This window comes from Sphingopyxis sp. RIFCSPHIGHO2_12_FULL_65_19 (assembly GCF_001830555.1).
Classification (GTDB): domain Bacteria; phylum Pseudomonadota; class Alphaproteobacteria; order Sphingomonadales; family Sphingomonadaceae; genus Sphingopyxis.
Genome location: NZ_MIAM01000023.1, coordinates 25445 through 49808, shown reverse-complemented (window position 1 = coordinate 49808; position 24364 = coordinate 25445). Strand labels below are relative to the sequence as shown.

At 64.6% G+C, this 24364-nt stretch carries 26 protein-coding genes; 17 read left to right on the top strand and 9 right to left on the bottom strand.

From position 1 onward, the window contains the following. Positions 1-8: 8 nt before the first annotated feature. The 3 genes from A3E77_RS06980 to A3E77_RS06970 all read right to left on the bottom strand — a co-directional run bounded on the left by A3E77_RS06980 (position 9) and on the right by A3E77_RS06970 (position 3738). Positions 9-1298 (bottom strand): acyl-CoA dehydrogenase family protein, encoded by a 1290-nt coding sequence (locus A3E77_RS06980; RefSeq protein ID WP_293644442.1) that lies wholly within the window; start codon positions 1296-1298, stop codon positions 9-11. A gap of 110 nt (positions 1299-1408) precedes the next feature. Beyond that, positions 1409-2869, bottom strand: coding sequence for an MFS transporter (locus A3E77_RS06975; protein WP_293644440.1), 1461 nt, complete (start codon positions 2867-2869; stop codon positions 1409-1411). Continuing rightward, a complete protein-coding gene (locus A3E77_RS06970; protein WP_293644438.1) occupies positions 2866-3738 on the bottom strand; it encodes an SDR family NAD(P)-dependent oxidoreductase in 873 nt (290 codons plus the stop codon). Before A3E77_RS06970 ends, A3E77_RS06975 begins: the two co-directional genes overlap by 4 nt. 171 nt (positions 3739-3909) lie before the next feature. On the opposite strand from A3E77_RS06970, the gene A3E77_RS06965 reads away from it, so the two are divergent. From A3E77_RS06965 to A3E77_RS06950, 4 genes are all read left to right on the top strand, one after another. Further along, positions 3910-5091 carry an acyl-CoA dehydrogenase family protein gene (locus tag A3E77_RS06965; protein WP_293644436.1) on the top strand — a complete coding sequence of 394 codons (1182 nt, stop codon included), beginning with the start codon at positions 3910-3912 and terminating at the stop codon, positions 5089-5091. Positions 5092-5094: 3 nt separating this feature from the next. Continuing rightward, entirely contained in the window at positions 5095-6213 is a 1119-nt protein-coding gene (locus A3E77_RS06960; protein ID WP_293644434.1) for an acyl-CoA dehydrogenase family protein, read from the top strand. Positions 6214-6367: 154 nt separating this feature from the next. After that, on the top strand, positions 6368-7171 hold the full coding sequence (locus A3E77_RS06955; protein ID WP_293644432.1) for an SDR family oxidoreductase: 804 nt from the start codon (positions 6368-6370) through the stop codon (positions 7169-7171). A gap of 180 nt (positions 7172-7351) precedes the next feature. Further along, positions 7352-7870 (top strand): hypothetical protein, encoded by a 519-nt coding sequence (locus A3E77_RS06950; protein ID WP_293644430.1) that lies wholly within the window; start codon positions 7352-7354, stop codon positions 7868-7870. A 193-nt stretch (positions 7871-8063) separates the two neighbouring features. On the opposite strand, the gene ppc is transcribed toward A3E77_RS06950, so the two are convergent. The 3 genes from ppc to A3E77_RS06935 all read right to left on the bottom strand — a co-directional run bounded on the left by ppc (position 8064) and on the right by A3E77_RS06935 (position 11878). After that, positions 8064-10742 (bottom strand): phosphoenolpyruvate carboxylase, encoded by a 2679-nt coding sequence (gene ppc / locus A3E77_RS06945; protein WP_293644428.1) that lies wholly within the window; start codon positions 10740-10742, stop codon positions 8064-8066. Between the two features lie 65 nt (positions 10743-10807). Then, entirely contained in the window at positions 10808-11230 is a 423-nt protein-coding gene (locus tag A3E77_RS06940; RefSeq protein ID WP_293644426.1) for a YbaY family lipoprotein, read from the bottom strand. Positions 11231-11311: 81 nt separating this feature from the next. Then, positions 11312-11878, bottom strand: coding sequence for an HNH endonuclease (locus A3E77_RS06935; RefSeq protein WP_037553138.1), 567 nt, complete (start codon positions 11876-11878; stop codon positions 11312-11314). A gap of 170 nt (positions 11879-12048) precedes the next feature. On the opposite strand from A3E77_RS06935, the gene gluQRS reads away from it, so the two are divergent. From gluQRS to A3E77_RS06900, 7 genes are all read left to right on the top strand, one after another. Further along, a complete protein-coding gene (gene gluQRS, locus A3E77_RS06930) occupies positions 12049-12900 on the top strand; it encodes a tRNA glutamyl-Q(34) synthetase GluQRS (protein ID WP_458574424.1) in 852 nt (283 codons plus the stop codon). 9 nt (positions 12901-12909) lie between these two features. Beyond that, positions 12910-13134: an HIG1 domain-containing protein gene (locus A3E77_RS06925; protein WP_293644422.1), complete on the top strand. Its 225-nt coding sequence runs from the start codon at positions 12910-12912 to the stop codon at positions 13132-13134. A gap of 12 nt (positions 13135-13146) precedes the next feature. Then, positions 13147-13728 (top strand): cob(I)yrinic acid a,c-diamide adenosyltransferase, encoded by a 582-nt coding sequence (locus A3E77_RS06920; protein WP_293644420.1) that lies wholly within the window; start codon positions 13147-13149, stop codon positions 13726-13728. Positions 13729-13855: 127 nt separating this feature from the next. Further along, on the top strand, positions 13856-15121 hold the full coding sequence (egtB, locus tag A3E77_RS06915; RefSeq protein WP_293644418.1) for an ergothioneine biosynthesis protein EgtB: 1266 nt from the start codon (positions 13856-13858) through the stop codon (positions 15119-15121). Position 15122: 1 nt separating this feature from the next. Next, on the top strand, positions 15123-16109 hold the full coding sequence (egtD, locus tag A3E77_RS06910; protein ID WP_293644416.1) for an L-histidine N(alpha)-methyltransferase: 987 nt from the start codon (positions 15123-15125) through the stop codon (positions 16107-16109). An 86-nt stretch (positions 16110-16195) separates the two neighbouring features. Further along, on the top strand, positions 16196-17062 hold the full coding sequence (locus A3E77_RS06905; protein ID WP_293644414.1) for a 3-hydroxyacyl-CoA dehydrogenase NAD-binding domain-containing protein: 867 nt from the start codon (positions 16196-16198) through the stop codon (positions 17060-17062). 69 nt (positions 17063-17131) lie between these two features. Beyond that, positions 17132-17626 carry a hypothetical protein gene (locus A3E77_RS06900; protein ID WP_293644412.1) on the top strand — a complete coding sequence of 165 codons (495 nt, stop codon included), beginning with the start codon at positions 17132-17134 and terminating at the stop codon, positions 17624-17626. A 24-nt stretch (positions 17627-17650) separates the two neighbouring features. Here A3E77_RS06900 and A3E77_RS06895 read toward each other — a convergent pair whose 3' ends face one another. From A3E77_RS06895 to A3E77_RS06885, 3 genes are all read right to left on the bottom strand, one after another. Further along, a complete protein-coding gene (locus tag A3E77_RS06895; protein ID WP_293644410.1) occupies positions 17651-17974 on the bottom strand; it encodes an MliC family protein in 324 nt (107 codons plus the stop codon). A gap of 11 nt (positions 17975-17985) precedes the next feature. Next, positions 17986-18603 carry a beta/gamma crystallin-related protein gene (locus tag A3E77_RS06890; protein WP_293644408.1) on the bottom strand — a complete coding sequence of 206 codons (618 nt, stop codon included), beginning with the start codon at positions 18601-18603 and terminating at the stop codon, positions 17986-17988. A 115-nt stretch (positions 18604-18718) separates the two neighbouring features. Beyond that, on the bottom strand, positions 18719-20059 hold the full coding sequence (locus A3E77_RS06885) for a NupC/NupG family nucleoside CNT transporter (protein WP_293644406.1): 1341 nt from the start codon (positions 20057-20059) through the stop codon (positions 18719-18721). Between the two features lie 115 nt (positions 20060-20174). Here A3E77_RS06885 and A3E77_RS06880 point away from each other — a divergent pair, with 115 nt between their 5' ends. Genes A3E77_RS06880 through A3E77_RS06855 form a run of 6 tightly spaced genes read left to right on the top strand, consistent with a single transcriptional unit; the run spans position 20175 to position 24320 of the window. After that, positions 20175-20867: a queuosine precursor transporter gene (locus A3E77_RS06880; RefSeq protein WP_293644404.1), complete on the top strand. Its 693-nt coding sequence runs from the start codon at positions 20175-20177 to the stop codon at positions 20865-20867. Next, complete coding sequence (gene argB / locus A3E77_RS06875) at positions 20864-21772, top strand: acetylglutamate kinase (protein ID WP_293644402.1); 909 nt, start codon at positions 20864-20866, stop codon at positions 21770-21772. Before A3E77_RS06880 ends, argB begins: the two co-directional genes overlap by 4 nt. 45 nt (positions 21773-21817) lie before the next feature. Beyond that, complete coding sequence (locus A3E77_RS06870) at positions 21818-22117, top strand: YggT family protein (RefSeq protein ID WP_293644400.1); 300 nt, start codon at positions 21818-21820, stop codon at positions 22115-22117. After that, complete coding sequence (gene folD / locus A3E77_RS06865) at positions 22118-23023, top strand: bifunctional methylenetetrahydrofolate dehydrogenase/methenyltetrahydrofolate cyclohydrolase FolD (RefSeq protein ID WP_293644398.1); 906 nt, start codon at positions 22118-22120, stop codon at positions 23021-23023. Continuing rightward, a complete protein-coding gene (locus tag A3E77_RS06860; RefSeq protein WP_293644396.1) occupies positions 23023-23697 on the top strand; it encodes a hypothetical protein in 675 nt (224 codons plus the stop codon). Before folD ends, A3E77_RS06860 begins: the two co-directional genes overlap by 1 nt. Then, entirely contained in the window at positions 23694-24320 is a 627-nt protein-coding gene (locus A3E77_RS06855; RefSeq protein WP_293644394.1) for a MarC family protein, read from the top strand. Before A3E77_RS06860 ends, A3E77_RS06855 begins: the two co-directional genes overlap by 4 nt. Positions 24321-24364: the final 44 nt, after the last annotated feature.

Below are 24364 nucleotides of genomic sequence, written 5' to 3'. Positions count from 1 at the left end.
AGGGGAGCTTAACGCGAAACGCCGACGTCGCCCGACGAAAAGCCGGGATCGCTCGCCTCGCTATGCTTGGCGAACTCAATCCGCGCGATCGCGCGTTCATGGACCTCGTCGGGACCGTCGGCGAGCCGCAAAGTCCGTTGATGCGCATAGGCCTTGGCGAGCCCGAAATCTTCCGACACGCCGCCGCCGCCATGCGCCTGAATTGCGTCGTCGATGATCTTCAGTGCCATGTTCGGTGCCTGCACCTTGATCATCGCGATCTCGGCCGCCGCCGACTTGTTGCCGACCTTGTCCATCATGTCGGCGGCCTTCAGGCACAGCAGGCGCGTCATTTCGATGTCGATGCGCGCGCGCGCCAGGCGATGTTCCCAGATGCTGTATTCGGCGACCTTCTTGCCGAACGCGACGCGCGATTGCAGCCGCTTCGCCATCTTGGCGATCGCTTCCTCCGCGACGCCGATCGTGCGCATGCAATGATGGATTCGGCCCGGCCCAAGGCGCCCCTGCGCGATCTCGAAACCGCGCCCTTCGCCCAGCAGCATCGCCTCCTCGGCATTGACGCGCACATCCTTCAGCTCGATTTCCATATGGCCGTGCGGCGCGTCGTCATAACCGAAGACGGGCAGGTGGCGCAGGATGTTCACGCCCGGCGTATTCAGCGGCATCAGCACCATCGACTGCTGCGCGTGGCGCTTCGCCGCAAAATCGGTCTTGCCCATCACGATCGCGACCTCGCAGCGCGGATCGCCCGCGCCCGACGACCACCATTTGGTGCCGTTGATGACATAATCACTGCCGTCGCGCTCGATGCGCGTTTCGATGTTCGTCGCGTCGGACGAGGCGACGCGCGGCTCGGTCATCAGGAAGGCGGAACGAATCTCGCCGTTCATCAGGCGGCCGAGATATTTCTCTTTCTGCGCGCGCGTCCCGTAGCGGTGGAACACCTCCATATTGCCGGTGTCGGGCGCCGAGCAGTTGAACACTTCGCTCGCGAAACCGACGCGGCCCATTTCTTCGGCGCACAGCGCATATTCGAGGTTGGTAAGGCCGGGGCCCTCAAACTCGAACGTCTCGTCGACATGATGGTGCGCGGCCGACTTCGGCGGCATGAACAGGTTCCAGATGCCGGCCTCTTTCGCCTCGGCCTTCAGATCCTCGACGATCTGGATCACCTTCCAGCGATCGCCGGCCTTGTCCTGCTCATTATAGGTCGGGACGGCGGGGCGAACCTTGCGCTCGATGAAGTCGCGCACCCGGTCGCGCCAATAGACCTGCCGGTCGGTAAGATCGAAGTCCATCTGCGCTTCCTTTCCCTTTACGTTTACGTAAACCCTTGGACCGATTCGCTGGCCTTGCCAAGTCCCGCGGTCCGAAAATTACATCATCCCGCCGATTGGCGACATGATCGTTACGGATGCACCCCGCTCGCGTCGGGTTCGGCGCGCGCGGCATCGCCGAGCAACGCCAGCCGCGCCTCATGGTCGGCGCGCGAAATCGGAAAGCGCCGCATCACGATCAACCCCAACGTCCCGATGATCAGCACCGCGAGCGCATAGCCGAGTGCAAGATTGCCGAGCACGTCGCTGCCGACCTCGCCCGGCTTCGCATTCGCCGGAAAGGCCGCGAAGGACAGGATCAGTCCGGCGACGAAAATCCCGATGCCAGTGGCGCATTTCTGCATGAAGAAATAGCCCGCGAAGAAAAGTCCTTCGGAGCGACGTCCCGTCTCGCTCTGCGACGCCTCGACAACGTCGGCCATCATCGACGACGACAAGATCATCAGGATGATGGAGAAGCTGTTCGACACGAACACCAGCGCGAACATCGTCGCGACGCTGGGCTTGCCGGGCAGGCCGGGAAAGATGCCCTGGATCCACGCGAAATAGATGCCGCTGTTGACGAGCAGCGCGATCGCCCCCGCAAAAATCGCCCCGTCGCGTTTGCCAAGCCTTGCCGAGAGCGGCGCGACGAGCACGAAGGCCGCGATCATCGAGGCGAACAGCAGGAAGACATAGGCGACCATCTCGCCCTGCGTGAACTGCCAGAAAAAGCCGAGCAGATAATTGTTCATCGAAAAGGTGATGCCCTGATTGATAAAGCCGAACAGCGCCGCAAATATCAGCCACAGGAAGGCGCGGTTCGACAGCGTGTCGCGCATCTCGCCGAGCACCTGCCGCAACGTTGTTTTGGGCTTCACATCGGCGACGTTCGACACCGCGATGCGTTTATGCTGCCCCGCTGCCGAAACGAGCACCGCGCCGGCCATCATCAGCGCCCCGGCGAGCGCATAGGGGAAATAGCCCGCGGGATCGACAAGACCCTTGGCGCCGCCGAAGAAAACCCCATAGGCGAGCAACAGGATGAGCAGCCCACCGCCCCAGCCGAACAGGAAGCGATAGCGCATTACCGCCGTGCGCTCGTCATAATCGCCGGTCAGTTCGGGGACGATCGCGACCGATGGCACTTCGCAGCATGACACCAGCGACCGGACGATGATCGCAAAGCCGATCAGCCACGCAACCGTCATAGTGTCGCTCATCGCGGGCGGGCTCCACAGCAACATCCATGCAATTGCGAGCGGGACGGGAGCGAGATAGAGCCAGGGCAGGCGGCGCCCCCAGCGGCTGCGGGTGCGGTCTGTGAGTTCGCCGATCACCGGATCGACGAAGGCGTCGGCGATCAGCGCGACCATGATCGCGGCGCCGACGATGCCCGCGTCGAGCCCGATCACCTGGTTGTAGAAGAGCAGCAGGAAGGTCGAAAACCCGTTATCCTTGACGCCGTAAGCGATGCTGCCCAGCCCGTGGGTGGCCTTCAGCCAGACGGGCAGGCGCTCGGGGCGCGGAACCGCGACTGTCGCCGCGCTCACGCGGAGGCTCCGGCTTTCGCCGCTTCCTCCATCGCCAGCAGGGCGTCGAACATGCCGGGGGTTTCCTTGTCCCATGCGTGGCGCTGCCCGATCGTCAGCCCGCCGTCGACGAGCAGGTGGGTGCCGGTCATGAAGCTCGATTCCTCGCTCGCCAGATAAGCGACGGCATTCGCGATATCGTCCGGCTGGCCGCCGCGCGCGACGGGCTGCGCATTGGCGCTCATTTGCGCAATCACTTCATTCGCCTGCGTCTTCAGCTCGCCCGGCACCTCGAGCGAGGCGGTGAAGATATTGGTGTTGATGAAGCCGGGGCAGATGGCGTTCACGCGGATGCCATATTGCGCCAGATCGGTTGCCGCGACCTTGCTGAGGTGCAGTACCCCCGCCTTGGCGACGGCATAGGCGATCGGCGAATAGCCCGCGCCCAAGGCCGCGACGCTCGCGGTGTTGACGATCGACGCGCCCCCATTTTTCGTGGAGGGGCGGCCCTTCATATGCGGTGCGGCATAGCGGATGCCCATCGCAACAGACTTCAGGACAAGGTCCATCGTGCGGTCCCAGCCCTCGGGCGTGATCTCGTCGATCGGCGCGCGGTCGCCGCCCGCGGCGGCATTGTTGAACACGATATCGATCCCGCCCGCTTTTGCGGCCGCAGCATTCATCAGCGCTTCGATGTCCGACGGTTTCGTGACGTCGCAGCGGATGAAGTCGATCTTGCCGTTCGACTGTTCGGCGAGTGCGCGCCCACCTGCCTCGTCGATGTCGGCGGCGAAGACATGCGCGCCTTCGCCCGCCAGTTTCAAAACCGCTGCCTTGCCGATACCCGATGCCGCGCCGGTGACGACGGCAATCTTGCCTGCGAATCGCATGACCCATTCTCCCGTTTTCTTTTGCCACTTAGCTTAGGCGCCAAAGGGGGCGCGTCAACGGCGGCCTGACCGACGCTACGGCGCCGTAACGGCAGGTGCGCCCCTCCAAGTTGACGCTTGCGTAAAGCAGCGAAGCGGACGTAGGTTTGTGCGAGAAGAGGAGCCAAAAGGATGAGCGAACTGGACGCTTTCCGCACCGAGGTGCGCGAATGGCTGGAAGCCAATTGTCCCCCCGAAATGCGTGAGCCGATCCGCGACGAGGATGACGTCTGCTGGGGCGGGCGCAAATTCAAATTCAAGAATGATGCCCAGAAACAGTGGCTCGATGCCTGTGTGTCCAAGGGTTACACGGTGCCCGATTGGCCCAAAGCCTATGGCGGCGCCGGGCTGACCCCCGAACAGACCAAGATCCTCAAACAGGAAATGAAGCGCATCAAGGCGCGCTCGCCGCTGGACAGCTTCGGCATCTGGATGCTCGGCCCCGCGCTGCTGCAATTCGGCACCGAGGAACAGAAGGTCCATTATCTGAACCCGATCGCGCGCGGCGAAATCCGCTGGTGCCAGGGCTATTCGGAACCCGGTTCGGGCAGCGACCTCGTCAGCTTGCAAACCTTCGGCGAGGACAAGGGCGATCACTGGGTCGTCAACGGATCGAAGATCTGGACCAGCTATGCCGACAAGGCCGACTGGATTTTCTGTCTGGTCCGCACCGACAAGGCGAACAAATATCAGGGCATCACCTTCATGCTCTTCGACATGGAGAGCAAGGGCGTCACCACCAAGCCGATCCTGCTGATCAGCGGCAACAGCCCTTTCTGCGAAACCTTCTTCGACGATGTCGAAGTGCCGAAGACGCAGTTCGTCGGCGAGATCAACCGCGGCTGGGACGTCGCCAAATATCTGCTCGGTCACGAACGCGAGATGATCTCGGGCGGCGGGGCCGGCGGCGACATGGTCAGCATCGGCGGCGCTTTCGCCAAGGCGTTCGGCAAGAATGAAGCCGGCGAGCTCGACGATCCGATCCTGCGCGCCGAAATGGCGGCGTTTGACGTCGACGTCTTTGCCTATCGCGCGATGGGCGAACGCTTCATGGACATGTGGAAGACCGGCCGCGCGCATCCGGCCAGCTCGAACATGATGAAATATGTCGGGACCGAGCTCAACAAGCGCCGCCACGAACTCGTCATGTCGGGCGGCGGCAGCGAAGCGCTCGAATGGGACAGCGAAGAGACGAAGGGCGGCGCAAGGGCGCGCGGCTGGCTGCGCACCAAGGCCAATTCGATCGAAGGCGGAACGAGCGAAGTCATGCTCAACGTCATCGCCAAGCGTATCCTCGACCTGCCCGGAGCCTGACCCATGCCTTTGTACCACAATGACGACCAGGCGATGCTCAAGGACAGCGTGGCGCCCTTCGTCGCCGAACAGGCACCGGTGTCGCACCTGCGCAAGCTGCGCGACAGCGCCGACGCGACCGGATTCTCGCGCGACCTTTGGGCGCAATTCACCGAAATGGGCCTGCCCGGAATGCTCGTTCCCGAAGCCCACGGCGGGCTCGGCATGGGGCATATGGAGGCGGGCATCGTGCTCGAGGAAATCGGCCGCAATCTGACCCCGTCGCCCTTCCTGTCGACCGGCGTCGGCGCGGTCGCCGCGCTGGCAAAGGCGGGCGGCACACAGGCGGGGCGCTGGCTTCCGGCCATTGCGAGCGGCGAGGCAATCGTCGCGCTCGCGATCGACGAAGGCGCGAAGCACCGCCCCGACCGCATCGCGACGACGGCGACGCGCGCCGGCAACGGGTTTCGTCTGGACGGCAAGAAGAGCTTCGTCCTCCACGGCCATGTCGCCGACATGAGCATCGTCGCGGCCAAGACCGACGGCGGCATCACCCTGTTCGCGGTGCCGAAGGATGCCACGGGCGTCACCGCCGACCCGCGCCGCTTGGTGGACTCGAGCCTCGCGAGCCATGTCACCCTTGACGGCGTCGAAGTCGATGCCGACGCGGTGATCGGCGAAGTCGATGCTGGCGGCGACATCCTCGATGCGCTGCTCGCCGCCACCCGCACCGGCGCCGCCGCCGAAATGGTCGGCGTCGGGCAGGGCGCGATGGACATGACGGTCAATTACCTCAAGGAACGCAAGCAGTTCGGCAAGCTGATCGGCGAGTTCCAGGGCCTCCAGCACCGCGCCGCGCATCTCTATGGCGAAATGGAAGTCGCGCGCGCCACCGTGATGAAGGCGCAGCTGCTCTTGGACGAGGGCAACGAGGGCGCGAAGTTAATGGTCTCGGTCGCCAAGGCGAAGGCCGGCCGCGCCGCGAACCTCGCGGTGCGTGAGGGCGTCCAGATGCACGGCGGCATCGGCATGACCGACGAATATGACATCGGCCTCTATATGAAACGCGACCGCGCCTTGGCGGAATATATGGGCGATGTGCATTATCACATCGACCAGGTTGCGCGAATGAACGGCTATTGATCTGGTTACGCCCTCCCCTTCAGGGGAGGGCAGCGAGACTTGCCAGCTTGCTGGCTTAGTCGCAGCGGGTGGGGGCCAGAGGCCTTGCGCTACGCCGCGGGCCCCCACCCCCAACCCCTCCCCTGAAGGGGAGGGGCTTAGAAAGGATAACGCCATGAACCTCCAAGACATGTTCGGCCTCGACGGCCGCATCGCACTCGTCACCGGCGGATCGCGCGGCATCGGCAAGATGATCGTCGAGGGCTATCTCGCCGCGGGCGCCGCGCGTGTCTATATCTCGGCGCGCAAGACGCAGCAGATCGAAGAAGCCGTCGCCGATTTCGAGACGCGCTACCCCGGCAAGGTCATCGGCCTTCCCGTCGACCTGTCGACCGTCGAGGGCTGCCGCGCGCTCGCCAAGGAACTCGAAGCGCGCGAAGAACGCCTCGACATCCTCGTCAACAACGCCGGCGCCGCTTGGGGCGAACCCTTCGAGGGGTTTCCCGAGGCAGGCTGGGACAAGGTGATGGACATCAACGTCAAATCGCCCTTCTTCCTGACGCAGGCGCTGCACGGGCTGCTCAAGGCGGGCGGGACGCACGAACGGCCCGCGAAGGTTATCAACATCGGCTCGATCGACGGCCAGCGCCTCAACCCATGGGAAACCTACAGCTATCATGCGTCGAAGGCCGCGATCCTCTATTTGACCAAGCGCCTCGCCGCGCGGCTCGTCACCGATCATATCCTCGTCACCGCGATCGCGCCGGGCGCCTTCCAGTCGGACATGAACAAGGCCGCGCGCGACCATGGCGACGCGGTGGCAAAGAGCATCCCGGTGAAGCGCATCGGCGTGCCCGAGGATATGGCCGGCGCCGCGATCTTCCTTGCGTCGAAAGCGGGCGACTATGTCGTCGGCGACACGATCACCGTCGACGGCGGGCTGGTGCATGGGGACGTGCGGACCAGCATCGACGCGTAACACTAACTTCTCTCTCATCGTCACCCTCGAACGAGACATGTGGCTCGTTCGACTTGATCCGGGGTCCACAGCCGCGCTGGCGGAATGGGTGCCGGATCAAGTCCGGCATGACGATACAGGGAAATTGACTCACCCATCTCCAAGGTGTATTATATAACTAATGCACCAAGGAGATTTCCCATGCGCCTCGCTTTCCTGATCCCGCCGATGATGCTCCTCGCCGCTTGCGGGTCGGAGGAAAAGAAGACCGGCGAAGCGACCGAAGTGTCGATCAACGCCGAAGGCGACGGCGGCGGTATCCGGATCAAGGCCGATCAGGATGGCGGCAAGATCAAGATCGGCGGCGACGGCGCCGCGATCGACATCGACATTCCCGATTTCGTCGATCTCGATATCGAGAGCGATTTCGACATCGACGGGGTGAAACTTTATCCCGGCAGCAAAGTCACCAAGGTCGACGTGGATGCCAGCGACAAGAATGGCATCGACAAGGCGACGGTCAAACTCGGCTTTACGTCCCCGGCCGCGCCCAAAGTCGCGGCCGACTGGATGGCGGGCGAATTTGCCAAAAAGGGCGTCAAGGTTACGCGCAGCGGCGATACGCTTGCGGGCAAGGACAAGGACGGCGCCGATTTTCGCATAAACTTCGGCCCCGACGGCGCGAACGCCAAGGGCGAAGTGGTGATCACGAAGGTCTGAGGGGCAGCCCATCCTCCCCCTTGATGGGGGAGGCAGCGAGACTTGGAAGCTTGCTTCCTAGTCGCAGCGGTGGGGGTGCGCTCTCGCCCTGAAATGGTGGGTGCAAGGACGCACCCTCATCCCCATCCAACTCTGCCTGGCGCCAAAGGCGCAAGGCTTCGTATCCTTCCCCCATCAAGGGGGCGGGAAGCCCTTACCCGCTGTTCCTGAGCGCGGTCGCGATCGCGTTGATCGTCAGCTGGATGCCCTCGGCGATGCGCGGGTCGGTCTCGCCCGCCCGGTGCCGCTTCATCAGCTCGATCTGGAGCAGGTTGAGCGGCTCGATATAGGGCAGGCGCAGGCGGATCGACGCCTCGAGCGCCGGGTTCTTTTCCAGCAGCCGCGTCTGCCCGGTGATGTCGAGCAATCCGTCATGCGCGCGGTTCCATCCGTCGCGGATGCGACCAAAAATCGTGTCATGGCCGTCGACATGCGCGGCAAGCTCGGCGTAGCGCGCGGCGATTCCCATGTCCGATTTCGCCAGCACCATTTCCATATTGCCGAGCAATGCCGCAAAAAAGGGCCAGCTCGCCGCCATGTCGGCCAGCAGCGCCTTGTCCTCGAACGCGGCAAAACCTTCGCCGGTGCCATACCAGCCAGGCAGCATCGCGCGCGCCTGCGCCCAGCTGAACACCCAGGGGATCGCGCGCAGATCCTCGATCGCGCTCGATTTGGTGCGGCTCGACGGCCGCGACCCGATCTTCAGCGTCGCGATTTCGGCGATCGGGGTCATCGCGCGGAAGAAATCCTTGAACGCCGGGGTGTCGTACACCAGGCCGCGATAGGCCGCGAAGGCATCGCCCGACAATTGGTCCATGGCGGCGGTAAAGCGCGCCGCGTCGGCATCGCTCAACGCTTCGGGCTCAAGGCTCGCGAGCAGGCTCGCCGACACCATGGCCTCCAGGTTCGTCGCCGCGCTCGCCGCGGTGCCATATTTGGCCGCAATCACTTCGCCCTGTTCGGTGATGCGGATGCGCCCTTGCACCGTGCCCGCGGGCTGGGCGCGGATCGCGGCAAAGGCGCTGCCGCCGCCGCGCCCCACCGCGCCGCCGCGGCCGTGGAACAATTGCATCGCCGTGTCGGCCTCCTCGAACACGGGGGTCAGCGCCTGCGACGCCTGGTGGAGTCCCCAGGTCGAGGTAAGATACCCGCCATCCTTGTTGGAGTCGGAATAGCCGATCATCACTTCCTGATGCCCGCGCTGGCCGATCTGCGGGCCGATTTCGGGCATCGCGAAATAGCGCGCCATGATCATCGGCGCGCGATCGAGGTCGGCGATCGTCTCGAACAGCGGCACGACCATCAGGTTCGATTTCCCCGCCGCATCGCCGCTGCGCCACAGCCCGGCTTCGCGTGCGAGGACATGGACTTCGAGCAGGTCGGACAACTCTTGCGCCATGCTGATGATCCACTGGCAGATCGCGTCATGGCCCAGCCGCGTCCGCACATCGGCGGCGGCGTGGACGATCGCGAGTTCGCCCGCGGTCTCGTCGCTCCACTGGTGCCACGGCGCGGCAAGCGGCCGGTCGCTCGCCAGTTCGGCGGTGAGCAGCGCAACGCGCGCCTCCTCATCCAGTGCCAGATAGTCGGGGCACACGCCCGAAACGCTGAGCAGTTCGGCGAGCACGCGTTCGTGCACCGCACTGTTCTGCCGCATGTCGAGTGTCGCAAGGTGAAACCCGAACACCTCGACCGCGCGGATCAGCCGCCCGAGCGCGCCGATCCCGCCGAACTGTCCCTGGCTGTTCGCCGACAGGCCGTTTGCGATGGTGACAAGGTCGCGGCGAAAATCGGCCGGCGTGTCATAGGGTGTGCCGGTCAGCGCCGACGGGCGCGGCGGCGCTTTGCCGACGATCTGCCGATAGGTCCCGCACAGCCGCGCATAGATGCCCGACAGCGCCCGGCGATAGGGTTCGTCGCGGCGGCTCGGCGCGGCGTCGCCGCTTGCCTCGGCCAGCGCCTCGACCGCATCGGGCACCGCGGCAAGGCTCGCCGACACCGACAGTTCGGCGCCGAGGTGGTGAACCCCGTCGATATAATGGCCCAGCACCGCGGCGGCGTTGCGCGCGGTCGCCATTTGCATGGTTTCGGCGGTGACGAAGGGGTTGCCGTCGCGGTCGCCGCCGATCCAGCTGCCGACGCGCAGGAAACTCGCCGGGCGCTGTCCCAGCTCGGCTTCCCAGCGGGCATAAAGCTTGGGCACCACGGGCAGGAAAACGTCGCGCAGATAGGTCAGCGCATTGTCGATCTCGTCGGCGACGAACAGTTTTTCGGTGCGCAGCGGGCGCGTTTGCCACAGCAGGACGATCTGCCGCCGGATCGCATCCTCGACGACATCGCCTTCGGGCGTTTCGTCGGCGCCGCTGTCGCGCAGCAGCATCAGCTCGGCGATGCGGTTCTTGTGGTCGAGCATCGACTTGCGCCGCACCTCGGTCGGGTGTGCCGTCAGCACCGGCGCAACGAGCGAGGCGCCGAGCAGCGCCGCGATGGCGTCGCTATCGATCCCGTCGCCCTTCAGCTTCTCGATTGCCGCCGCAACCGTCGCTTCGGGCTCGGCCGCCACGCCCTGCCGATCTTCGGCCAGGTTGGCGAGCATCGAGAACAGCATGAAACCGCGCACGAAGGCGATCGTGTCGTCGAGGCTCAGCGCATCGAGCCCCGGATCGATCGCCTCGGCCCCCGCGATGCCGCGGTGCCGGTCGACGCTCGACGAGCGGATATATTCGGTCTGGCGGAACAATTTGTCGCCGCCATAAGCGCGAATGACGTCACCGAGAATCCGCCCCAGATAGCGGATGTCGGGATTTTGCGAGATCTGGATAGGCGGGCCCATGGGCCCAGCTTGCTGCACCTGCGAAGGTGCAGGGTCAAGCCGCGCATAGCTATGCGCGGCTTATTTCAGTTCGTCTTGACGAGGGTCAGCATGCCCATATCGATCGTGCGCCGACCGTCGAACGCAACAGAGTTGCGCGTGTCGGTGATGAACATCAGATTGCCCGCCGCATCGGTGATCCGCGCCGAAACCGCATAGCTGTGGCGCGGGTCGAGCGGGCGTTGGTCGACCGTCATCGTGAACGCAAAAGGCACCTGCCGCCCGTCGGCGGTAAAGGATTGCCGCGCGATCGTTTTCGACGGCGCATCCATCAGGCTGACGTCGGCAAGCGTGATTTCGACCTGCGCCGTCGGCGGCAACGCGATGCGCTCGCGATAGGCGATGCTGCCGGTGACCGACACGGGCTGCTCGGCTGGCGTGGTCGCGCAGGCGGCGAGCACCGGCGCGGCGGCCATGCCGACGGCGAGGATGCGGGTGATGCGAACCATGATGTGTCTCCTTTTTCGATGGTTGGCGCGCGCCTAATGCCATCGAGGTGAACCCATGCTGTCGCGCCCGTTGTGCCACTATCAGCCTTCGAGTTCGACATCCCAATAGAGCCAGTCGATCCAGCTCGTATGCAGATAATTTGGCGGAAACGCCCGGCCATTGTCCTGCAACTGCCAACTCGTCGGGCGCCACGGCTGGCGATAGAGCGGCATATGCGCCTGTTGCGGCGTGCGGCCGCCCTTCTTCAGGTTGCACGGGGCGCAGGCGGTTGCGACATTTTCCCACGTCGTTCGCCCGCCAAGCCGCCGCGGCACGACATGGTCGAAGGTCAAATCCTTGCCCGACCCGCAATATTGGCACGCGAAACGGTCGCGCAGGAACAGGTTGAAGCGCGTGAACGCCGGATGCTCCGACGGCTTCACATATTGGCGGAGCGCAATGACGCTCGGGATCGGCATCGTCCGCGTCGGCGAATGAATCTCGCGCTCGTAATTTTCGACGATGGTGACGCGGTCGAGGAATACGGCCTTCACCGCAGTCTGCCAGGGCCAGAGGCTCAAGGGGTAATAGCTCAGCGGCGTATAGTCTGCGTTGAGGACGAGGGCCGGACAGCTATCGGGATGCCGGGCAAGATCGGGATGGAACATGGCTTGGTAACGCTGCCCCCTTTGATCGCGGGATGGCGCGCCACTGCCGTTCCTGCATGACACCATCATTACATGCCGCATCAGATTCTGACGTCAAGGGGGCTTATGCCCGCAAGATATGGAATGATTGCCTTTGACTCGCCACCGCATATGGATTCATTGCCATGACGATGCTGACCCGTTTCGCTCCGAGTCCGACCGGCGAGTTGCACCTCGGCCACGCCTATAGCGCGGTTCTGGCGCATGACGCGGCGCGCCGGGCGGGCGGGTGTTTCCTGATCCGCATCGACGATATCGACGGCAGTCGCTCGCGGGAGGGGTTTGTGGATGCTTCGCTCGCCGATCTCGCCTGGCTCGGGCTCGACTGGGACGGCGACCCGGTGCGCCAGTCGTCGCGGCTCGGCGATTATGCCGCGGCGCTGGACAGGCTGCGCGCCCACGGCCTCGTCTATCCTTGCTTCTGCACGCGCGCCGACATCGCGGCGAGCCTTTCGGCCCCGCATGGTCCTTCCGGCGCCCTTTATCCCGGCACCTGCCGAAATCTGCCGGAGACGACGCGCGCGCGCCGGATGGCCGGCGAAGCGCATTGCTGGCGCCTTGACGTCGCCCGCGCGGTGGGCCGCACGGGCGCGCTGCGATGGGAAGAGGCCGGACAGGGCGTACGCGTCGCCGATCCGCTCGCCCACGGCGATATTGTCCTCGCGCGCAAGGATGCGCCGGCGAGCTATCATCTCGCGAGCACGCTCGACGACGCCGACATGGGGGTAAGCCATGTCATCCGCGGCGCGGACCTGATCGCATCGACCGACGTTCACCGGCTGCTCCAGGCGCTGCTGGACCTGCCGACCCCGCTGTATCGCCACCACGCGCTCGTCTGCGGCCGCGACGGAAAGCGGCTCGCAAAGCGCGATGCGGCGGCGTCGCTCGCCTCGCTCCGTGCGGCCGGGATCGACGGGCGGGCGCTCGCCGCCGATTTGGCTGCGGGACGGCTTCCTGCTGGCTATTTCCTGCAAAATCCCTAGATAGGGGTCATGGAAATCCTGCTCATCCTTGGCGTCGTGATCGCCGCCGGCTTCGTCCTCTTCTCGCTTGCGCGCGGACTCTTCTATTTCTCGCAAGGGCACAAGGCGCAGGTTGAGGGCACCGCGCACGAGAATCAGGTGATGCAGAACAGGATGATGATGTCGCGCGTGAAGTGGCAGGCGATCACCATCATCCTGCTCGTGCTGATCGGTCTGTTCGCCGCCGGCAAATAAGCACCGCCCGCGATGGTCAAGCTGAACAAGATCTACACGCGCACCGGCGACGACGGCACCACGGGGCTGGTCGATGGATCGCGCATCGCCAAATCGGACGCGCTGATGGCGGCAATCGGCGACGTCGACGAAGCGAACAGTGCGATCGGCATCGCCGCCGCCGCGCTCGATCCGGCGAGCGACGCCGCCGCCATGCTCGCGCGCATCCAGAACGAGATGTTCGACCTCGGCGCCGACCTTGCGACCCCGCCCGACATTCAGTTCGGCTTCGGCCCGCACGACATGGCGCTGCGCATCGTGCCAAGCCAGATTGCGCGGCTGGAGGACGAGATTGACGCGATGAACGGCGCGCTGGGGGCGCTCAAAAGCTTCATCCTGCCCGGCGGCACCGAAGCTGCGGCGCGGCTGCACCTCGCGCGCGCGGTCGCGCGCCGCGCCGAACGCGCCGCCGTGGCGGCGGGTGCGACGCGCGACCTCAACCCGCTCGCGCTGGCTTATCTCAACCGCCTGTCGGACCATCTTTTCGTGCTCACGCGGCACCTCAACGCCCCGGCGGGCGGCGATGTCCTGTGGAAACCCGGCGCAACGCGCTAACGCCAACATCGCCCCGGATTCCGTCCGACCGGCACTTGTTCTCCAAATGTTCTAGACTTTCCATCGCGGCGTAACCATAATCTGGGACGCAGCGAAACCGAATCGCACCCCGGGGAATTGTCTCATCATGGCTAGCCGCACCGACGCCCAGAATCGCTCCGATCCGCTTGAATCGCTGGCATCGCGTTTCGCCGCGACGCGGCAATTATCGCTCGATCTGGTGGCACCGCTGTCCGATGCCGACGCCAGTGCCCAGTCGATGGCCGACGCGTCGCCCGCCAAATGGCATCTCGCGCATACGACATGGTTTTTTGAAATCTTCATCCTGCGCGACCATGTTGCGGGCTATTGCCTGTTCGACGAACGCTATCCCTTTCTTTTCAACAGCTATTATGAAGCGGAAGGGCCGCGCCACGCGCGGCCGCGCCGCGGCCTGCTGACGCGCCCTGCGCTCGATGAAATCCGCATTTGGCGCGCGCATGTCGATGCGGCGCTGTGCGCCGCGCTGCCTGCGCTGCCGCCCGCGGCACACAAGCTGGTCGAACTCGGCATCCAGCACGAGCAGCAGCATCAGGAACTTCTGCTGACCGACCTTAAGCATCTCTTCGCGCAAAATCCGCTTGGCCCGGCGGTGTGGGAACCGCCGATCGCGAGTGAAGTTGCGCAGTTTTCCGCCATGAAATGGATCAAGGGGGGCGAAGGCGTCGTGCCGGTCGGCCACCGCGACGATGGCTTCGCCTTCGACTGCGAAGGCCCGCGCCACGCGGCGTTGCTGGCGCCGCACGCGCTCGCCAGTCGCCCGGTCAGCAACGGCGAATGGCAGGAATTCATCGCCGATGGCGGCTATCGCACCCCCTCGTTGTGGCTCAGCGACGGCTGGGCGTGGGTGCAGGGCGAGGCGGTCGACGCCCCCGCCTATTGGGATGACGACCGCCAGTTCACGCTGTCGGGTTGGCAGGCGATCGACCCAGCCGCACCAGTCACGCATGTGAGTTTCTATGAGGCCGATGCCTTCGCCAGTTGGGCGGGCGCCCGTCTGCCGACCGAGTTTGAATGGGAAGCGGCGGCGGCGGCCTTCGACCCGCATGGCGGCCAGCAACTCGATGCCGCGGGGCCGGTGCATCCGGCGGCGGTGGCCGATGACGCGGTTCTGCAACAGATGTTCGGCAGCGTGTGGGAATGGACCGGCAGCGCCTATCGTCCCTATCCGGGCTTTCGCGCCGCGCCGGGCGCGGTCGGCGAATATAATGGGAAGTTCATGAGCGGCCAGTTCGTGCTCCGCGGCGGCAGCTGCGCGACGCCGCGCGGCCATATGCGCGCCTCTTATCGCAATTTCTTTTACCCCCACCAACGCTGGCAATTCACCGGCGTGCGGCTCGCGAAGGATCTTTAACATGGGCGTAGTGCGTCAACTTCGGCAGATCGACGCCGATGCGGCGGGGGTCGACATCGCATTTCGTGCCGATGTTCATGCAGGGCTGGCCCAGCAGCAAAAGGCGTTTCCGGCACGCTGGTTCTACGATGCGACGGGTTCTGCCTTGTTCGAGGATATCACGGCCCTCCCCGAATATTATCCGACGCGCAGCGAAACCGACCTGCTGGCCCGCCACGCCGCCGCCATGGCGTCGGCGATCGGGGCGGGGCGTGCGTTGATCGAACTGGGATCGGGCAGCTCGACGAAGACCCCACTGCTGCTGGACGCGATTGCGCCCGCCGCTTATGTCCCGGTCGATATTTCGGGGGATTTCCTGCGCGACAGCGCGCTGGCGCTCGCCCGGCGTTTTCCGGGACTTCCGATCTACCCGGTCGAGGCCGACTTTACCCAGCGCGTCGAATTGCCGCGCGAAATCGTCGATCAGCCGAAGCTCGGTTTTTTTCCGGGCAGCACGATCGGCAATATGGTGGCGCGCACCGCGATCGACCTGCTCCGCAACTGGCGCTGTGCACTCGGCGAAGGGTCGCTCCTGCTGATCGGCATCGACCGGATCAAGGATGTCGCGACGCTCGAACTGGCCTATGACGACCCCGCAGGCGTGACCGCGGCGTTCAACCTCAACCTGCTCGAACGCATCAATCGTGAATTGGGCGGCGATATCGCGGTCGAGAATTTCGCCCATCGCGCGGTCTGGGACGAGGTTCATGCGCGCATCGAAATGCATCTGGTGGCGGCGTGCGACATGGATTTCACGGTCGATGGCCGAGCCTATCATATGGCTGCCGGCGAAACGATCCATAGCGAGAACAGCCATAAATATGGTCCGCGCGACGCCAATTTGTTGCTTCGCGCATCGGGCTGGACGCCCATTGCAACATGGGATGACGCCGACCCCGCTTTCGCGCTGATCCTTGCCGAGGCGACGCCCTTTCGCTCCGCGCCCTGACCTGCGCCGGCGCCGCGCACGGCTCTTGACGGCGGAAGCCCAGGGCCTAGGGCCACAGCCACGGGTTTTCAGCGAAAGGGCAATTTATGATCGTCGGCGTCATCGGGGCGGGGCAAATGGGCGCGGGCATTGCGCAGGTATCGGCAGGCGCGGGCCACGACGTGCTGCTGTCCGACATCGACCTTGCGCGCGCCGAAGCGGGTAAGGCCAGCATCGCCAAGGCGCTCGGACGCCTGGTGGCAAAGGAAAAGATCGGCCAGGACGATGCCGACGCTTTGCTTGGCCGGATCACGGCTGTCGCCGATCACGCCGCATTTGCGCCCGCCGACCTGGTGGTCGAGGCAGCGACCGAGCGGGAAGAGATCAAGCGCGCGATCTTTGCCAGCGTCGGGCAGCATCTGTCGGCGACCGCGATCCTCGCCAGCAACACCAGCTCGATCCCGATCACCCGGCTTGCCCAGGCCGCGCCCGATCCGGCGCGTTTCATCGGCGTCCATTTCTTCAACCCGGTGCCGGTCATGGGGCTGATCGAACTGATCCGCGGCCTCGCGACCAGCGACGACACGCTCGCCAAGGTCGAATCCTATGGCCGCGGGCTCGGCAAGGAAATCGTCCACGCCAACGACGCGCCGGGGTTCATCGTCAACCGCGTGCTGATGCCGATGATCAACGAAGCGGTGTTCGCCTTGGGCGAGGGCGTCGCGACGATGCAGGACATCGATGCCGGTTGCCGTCTTGGGCTCAATCACCCGATGGGGCCGATCACGCTTGCAGACTTCATCGGCCTCGACACCTGTCTCGAAATCATCCGTGTGCTTTACAGCGGCACCGGCGATCCCAAGTTTCGCCCGGCGCCCTTGCTCGTCCAATATGTCGATGCGGGCTGGGTCGGCAAAAAGGCCGGGCGGGGATTCTACGACTGGACCGGCGAGGCGCTGGTGCCGACGCGGTAGGCTTGACGGGCATCGACGCAGCCGAACGGCGTTTGATGCGTTGGAACCATGTGAACTCAGGGGATCGATATGACCATGCGTAACAAGGCTTTTTTCGTCATCGCCGCCATTTGCTCGGCGGCTGCCATGCCTACCCAGGCCCAGCAAGGCGCGCCCGAGGATTCGACGGTCGAGGATACCGCGAACAAGGTGACCGAGCCGTTCGACGGAAAGGAAGTGCCGCCCAAGCTGCTGCAAGTCCAGGAGGCGCCCTATTCGCTCGCCGGGCTCGGCAAATGCGCCGCGATCATCCGCGAAGTGCAGGAACTCGACACCGTGCTCGGCCCCGACGTCAATGAACAGGTCGACAAGAGCCGTGCCAAAAAGCGCGAGGAAACAGCGGGCCGCGTCGCTGGAACGATCGCGGGTTCGGTCATTCCGTTCCGCGGCCTGATCGGCGAGGTAACCGGCGCGAACGCCGAACGCCGCCGCTACGCGCTGGCGGTCTATGCCGGCACGGTGCGCCGCGGCTTCCTGAAAGGCGTCGGGCTCCAGCGCGGCTGCAAGGCGCCCGCCCGGCCCTGATCTGCCGGACCGGGCTTGCTGTGGTCAGCGCGGAACGGCGACCTGACGGCAGGTTTCGGGGGCAGAGCGTGCGGCGGTGTTCCACATCGCCTCATTGCCCTTGGTGTGCAGCCGCCATCCTTGGTCATTTTCATAGATGGCGCCGCTCGCCGCGGGTGTTTGCCGCATCGCGACCTGGCGCATGCCGTTCACGCCGACAAGTGCGCGGTCGCGCACGAAATCGACCTTCAGCCGCGTGCCGCGATCGCACTGATAAAAACTACTGACGCCCGGCCCGCCGACCGAGGCGCAAGCCGACAGGGCCAGCGCCGCGGCAGCGCCGACGACACCGAATTTCATCGCAATCATGGCCTGTCTCCTCAATATCCGGAGCGGACGCACAGCACGTCGGCGAGATAGACCCGCCCGCTGACGGTTTCCATATGTTCGCGCGCCGACCCGTTCCAACCGATCGAACGGCACCAATTGTCGGCGGCCTGCGCCGCGCAACTGGCCGTCGCCGAACCGCGGGTGCAGGCCAGCACGCGATAATTGCCCTCGGCCGGCTGTGTGTGGAATTCGGCGAAATTGCCCCGTGCGACCTGATCGTTGGCCGGCGGATTCGGGTTCCAGCCGCCGCCGTTCCCGACCGGACGGATCGACTGGATCGTCAGACCGCGCAGGACGTTGTTCAGCATCGGCGTGTCGCGATCGACCGTCCGGCAATTGCCGCGATAGCGCGTCTTTTCGCAAAGCTGCCAGCGTCCTTGGGCGACACGGATCGAATTGACCGGCCAGGCGAGGCCCAGATTGGCCTTGTCTTCGCCGATGAACACCGCCGGCCCGCGATAGCCGGCGTCGCGATAAATGGTGGCTTCGGGCGGGCGATCGGGGCGGAATCGTTCGGTTTCGACGGTCTGGGCGTTCGATGTGGCGAGGAAACCCGCCCCCATCGACGCCGCCGCGGCAAGGATCGACCAACGATAAACAGATTTCATGACAACCTCCCCTTGTGCAAACGCGGCCCGGGATTCGTTATATCTGCAAAGTTACGTCATTCGCGGGCGGCTTGCAAATTTTCCCCACCCGGTCGGGAGCCGATCTGGCGGCCGCTCAGGGCGCCTGGACAGGCTGCGCAGACGGCGATGCGGGCGCGGGCGCTTCGACGGCCGGCGCAACGGTGGGCACCGGCGGCGGGGGCGCCGCGAGCGGCGGGGCGATGCCCAGCATCAGCCCCGCGAGGGCCGCCGACATCAGGTTCGACAGGCTGCCCGCCAGCAATGCCTTCAGCCCCAGCTTGGCGATCACCGGACGCTGGTTCGGGGCCAGCCCGCCGGTCACCGCAATCTGGATGGCGATCGACAGGAAATTTGCGAAGCCGCATAGGGCAAAAGTGCCGATGGCAACCGAGGCCGGCGACAATTGCCCCTGCGCCGCGCCGAGGTCGATGAAGGCCACGAACTCGTTGAGAACGATCTTGGTGCCAAACAGCCCGCCGACGATGCGGCTTTCTTCCCAAGGCACGCCGACAAGCCACATCAAGGGAGCCATTGCAGCGCCGAGCGCGCGCTGGAACGACCAGCCTTCCTGGCCGAAAATCTCGCCCAGTCCGCCGAGCAGCCCGTTCGCCAATGCGACCAAAGCCACAAACGACAGGACCATTGCCCCGACCGCGACGGCAATTTTGACGCCGGTCTGGGCACCCTGCGTCGCCGCCATCAGGATGTTGGCGGGCTTTTCCTCGTCATGGCTTGCCTCGGGCATTATCACCGGCTCAATGCCCAGATCCTTGGGATCGTCGGGCATCATGATTTTTGCCATCAAGATGCCACCCGGCGCCGACATGAAGCTGGCGGCGAGCAGATAGGGCAGCAATTGTTCGCCGATCATGCTGGCATAGGCGCCCAATATGGTCCCTGCGACCCCGGCCATGCCGACGGTCATGATCGTGAACAGCTGCGGCGGGGTCAGCCCGGCGAGATAGGGACGAATGACGAGCGGCGATTCGGACTGGCCGACAAAGATGTTCGCCGCCGCGCCCAGGCTCTCGACCTTGGTGATGCCGGTTATTTTCTGGATCGCGCCGCCAACCCATTTGATCACCAACTGCATGATGCCGAGGTAATAGAGAATCGAAATCAGCGAGGCGAAAAAGACGATGACCGGCAGCGCCGCGATGGCAAAACTGCTCGCACCCATTTCGGGCGAGGCGAGCGGGCCAAAGATGAAATCGGTCCCCGCCTTGGCGTAGCCAAGCAGGTTCGACACGCCGTTCGACATCGCCTGAATGATGTTACGGCCCCAAGGGGTGCCGAGCACGAGCAGCGCAAAACCGGCCTGAAGCAGGAACGCGGGAATGACGACACGCAGGCGGATCCAGCGGCGGTTCGACGAAAACAGGACGGCAATCGCGAGCAGCGCGACAATTCCAACCAGACCAATCAGGCTTTCCATAAATTCGTGCGTCCCCCGCAAATTGTTGCGCCTTGTCTAGCGGGCTTTGGCGGTGGGGCAAGTGCCGGCGCCACGCCCATCTTTCCAGCGCCGATAAAACCGACTATCGGGCGGCATGACCGAACCGACTTCGGCGGCGCTGCCGCGCACGCTCTCGCCCTCCCTGTTCCTTTTCACGATCATCTATGGCGGCATGGTCGTGCTCGCCGGGGTGCTGGGGAACAAACAGGTTGCTCTGGGTGACTGGCTGGCGGTGGAGGCGGGGATCTTTCCGTTCCTGATCCTCGTCGCGCTGTCGAGTACGGTGTCCGAACTTCACGGCCAATCGACCGCGAACCGGCTCGTGCTCTGGGGTTTCGTGCCGCTGATCCTGTCGATCATGCTCACCGCGCTGGTTCTCGCGCTGCCCGCGTCACCCGAAATGCAAGCCGACCGGCTTTCAGCCTTCAACACCGTGCTCGGTCAGAGCCCGCGCCTGATGGCGGCAGGGATCGTCGCTTATGGCACCTCGCAATTCCTCAACGTCACGATCTTCAGCAAGCTGCGCGGGCGTGCCGAAAATACATTGGGGGGTGCGGGCACAGGATCAACCTGGCTGGCGATCCGCGGCGCGATCGCCAGCGCCTTGAGCCAGATCGTCGACACCTTGCTGTTCGTCACCATCGCCTTTTATGGCGTGTTCCCGATTGCCAACCTGATGGGCGGGCAGATGCTTGCCAAGGTCGCCCTGTCGGTGCTCGTCATTCCCTTCGTGATCACCGGGCTGGTGGCGCTCGGCCGCGGCCTCGATACGAAGGACGCCGGATGATGTCCGTGACCGATCCTTCAAAAATGCCCGACCTGCTCGCCAAGGCCGAAACGCTCGTCGAGGCGCTGCCCTATCTGCAGCGCTACGCCGGCGAGACCTTCGTGATCAAATATGGCGGTCATGCGATGGGCGATCCCGAGGCGCAGCGCGACTTCGCTGAGGATGTCGTGCTGCTGAAAGCCGTCGGTATCAACCCGGTCGTCGTCCATGGCGGCGGGCCGCAGATCGGCGCGATGCTGAAACAGCTCGGGATCGAATCGACTTTTGTCGGCGGGCTGCGCGTCACCGACGCCGCAACGGCCGAAGTCGCCGAAATGGTGCTGGCGGGCAAGATCAACAAGGAAATCGTCAGCTGGATCGCTGCGCTCGGCGGCCGCGCGGTCGGCATTTCGGGCAAGGACGCCAATCTTGTGCTCGCCGAAAAGGTCAGCCGCACCCAGCCCGACCCCAATTCGGGGATCGAGCGGCATGTCGACCTGGGTTTTGTGGGTGAGCCGGTCGCGGTCGATCCGACGATCCTGGTCAATCTGACGAAGGACAATTTCATCCCGATCGTCGCGCCGGTTGCGCTGGGCGCCGATGGCGCGACCTATAATATCAACGCCGACACGATGGCGGGCGCGATCGCGGGCGCGCTGGGTGCGAAGCGTTTCTTCCTGCTCACCGACGTTGCGGGCGTGCTCGACAAATCGGGGGCTTTGCTCACCGACCTCGACCGTCCGGCGATCGACGAATTGAAATCGGACGGGACGATTACCGGCGGCATGATCCCCAAGGTCGAAACCTGCGTCGCGGCGGTCGATGCGGGGGTCGAGGCGGCGGTCATCCTCGACGGGCGCATCCCGCACGCGATGCTGCTGGAAATTTTCACCGCGAGGGGTGCAGGCACGCTCATTCACCGCTAAAGGCACACAATCCACTTTTACTTTGGGAGAATATTCTTGTTCCTGATGCTTCTAGGTATCATCGCCATTCTCCTTCAGGTCGCGCTCTGGATCATCATTGCGCAGGCGGTGATATCGTGGCTAATCGCCTTCAATGTCATCAACACGCACAATGATTTCGTCGCGCAGCTGTGGAATGTGCTCGAACGGATCACGGAGCCGCTCTATCGCCCGTTCCGGCGCATCATGCCGGATTTCGGCGGGCTCGACCTGACGCCGATGCTTGTCATCGTCATAATCTGGGTCCTGCAAGGTCCGGTTATGAAATACCTTGTGACCTTCGCCTACGCCAACGGGCTCGCCTAAATGACGGTTGAAACCGCGGCGCAGGTGATTGACGGCAAGGCGTTTGCCGCGGGCTTGCGCGCACGGATCGCCGATGCGGTTCCGGCCTTCCGTGCCGCGGCGAACAGGGCGCCCGGCCTCGCCGTCGTGCTCGTCGGCGACGATCCGGCGAGTGCGGTGTATGTCGGGTCGAAGGGCAAGGCGACCGTCGCCGCGGGCATGGAAAGCTTCGAGCATCGCCTGCCCGCGACCGCGACGCAGGACCAGGTCGAAGCGTTGCTGGCGCAGCTTAACGCCGACGATGCCGTCGACGGCATCCTGCTCCAGCTGCCGCTGCCCGGCCATCTCGACGAACAGGCCGCGGTTGCGACGATCGACCCCGACAAGGATGTCGACGGGCTCACCCCGGTCAGCGCGGGGCGCCTCGCGCTCGGCATCCCCGGCATGGTGCCTTGCACCCCCTATGGCTGTTTGCTGCTGTTGCAGGACCGGCTCGGCGATCTGTCGGGCAAGGACGCGATTGTCGTCGGCCGATCGATCCTTGTCGGCAAGCCGATGGGACAGTTGTTGCTCGGCGCCAATGCGACCGTGACCATGGCGCACAGCCGGACGAAGGATTTGCCCGATCTGGTCCGCCGCGCGGATATCGTCGTCGCCGCCGTGGGCCGCGCCGAAATGGTCAAGGGCGACTGGATCAAGCCTGGCGCGATCGTGATCGACGTCGGCATCAACCGCCTGCCGCCCGTCGAGGGCGCTGCAAAGGGGCGGCTGGTCGGCGATGTCGATTATGACAGCGTGATATCGGTCGCCGATGCGATCACGCCGGTTCCCGGCGGCGTCGGCCCGATGACCATTGCCTGCTTGCTCCGCAACACGCTCGTCGCGGCACATCGCCGTGCGGGTCTTGCCGATCCGGAGGGCTTTTGATGCGCCGTCTGCTGATCGCCGCGCTTGGGTTGTCGATGCTTGCGGGCTGCGCGGGGCCGGGGGATGAGTTCCGCAACCGGCCGCTGGCGGCCAATCCCAGCGCCTTCGTCGCCGCCGAAATCGGTTTCGCGCGGCTGGCGCAGGACAAGGGCCAATGGACGGCGTTTCGCGAAACCGCGCATCCCGACGCGGTGATGTTCGTTCCGCAGCGGGTGAAGGCGCGCGACTGGCTGGCGTCGCAAAAGGACCCCGTCGAAGCGGTGAAGTGGCAACCCCATGCGGTCTATGTCAGCTGCGACGGCAATATCGGCGTCACCACCGGCGCGTGGCAAAAGGGCCAGGAAAACGGCTATTTCACCACGGTCTGGCAGCGCGATCCGATGAAGGGCAAGCTCAGTTGGGTTCTCGATCATGGCGATGCGCTCGGGGCACCCCGCGAAGCGCCCGAGTTTATCGAATCGAAACAGGCGGTGTGCGGATCGCGTCCCGCGGTGCCAATCGAAGCGGGCGGCGAGGGCGATTATATGGCGGTCGGCCTGGCAGCCGACCAGACGCTCAGCTGGACATCGACCGTTCGTGCCGACAAGTCGCGCCGCGTCACGGTCCGCCTGTGGGATGGCAAGGACATGGCAATCGTAATCGACGACCAGGTCGCGGCGCCGAAACAGCCATGATCGACCTTTTCATCTCTGCCTTTGTCACGCTGTTCGTCGTGATCGATCCGCCGGGGTGCGCGCCGATCTATGCCAGCCTGACGACCGGCGCGAGCGCGGCGCAGCGCCGTTCCATGGCGATCCGCGCAACGATTATCGCGGGCCTTATCCTCGTCTTTTTCGCGATGTTCGGCGAAGCGTTGCTCAGCTTCCTTCACATCGACCTCGACAGTTTCCGCATCGCCGGCGGGATCATGCTGTTCATCATCGCGATCGACATGGTGTTTGAAAAGCGCACCGAGCGCCGCGAACAACGTGCTGAAAAGGTCATGGCGACCCCCGAAATCGAGGATGTGTCGGTGTTCCCGATGGCGATGCCGATGCTCGCCGGGCCGGGATCGATCGCGTCGGTGATGCTGCTCGTGTCGCAGAACAACGGGATCGACCGCGCCTTCGTCATTTTCGGGGCTTTGCTGCTCGTGCTGTTGTTGACGCTGGGCGCGCTGCTGGCGGCCGGACCTTTGATGCGGATTATCGGCAACAAGGGTGAAGCGGTGATCACCCGCCTGCTCGGTGTCCTGCTGGCCGCGCTCGCCGCGCAGTTCGTCATCGACGGGGTGAAGGCGAGCTTCAACCTCGGCTGATGCGAAAAGGGCGCCGCCTTCCGGCGACGCCCTTTCGTTTCCAC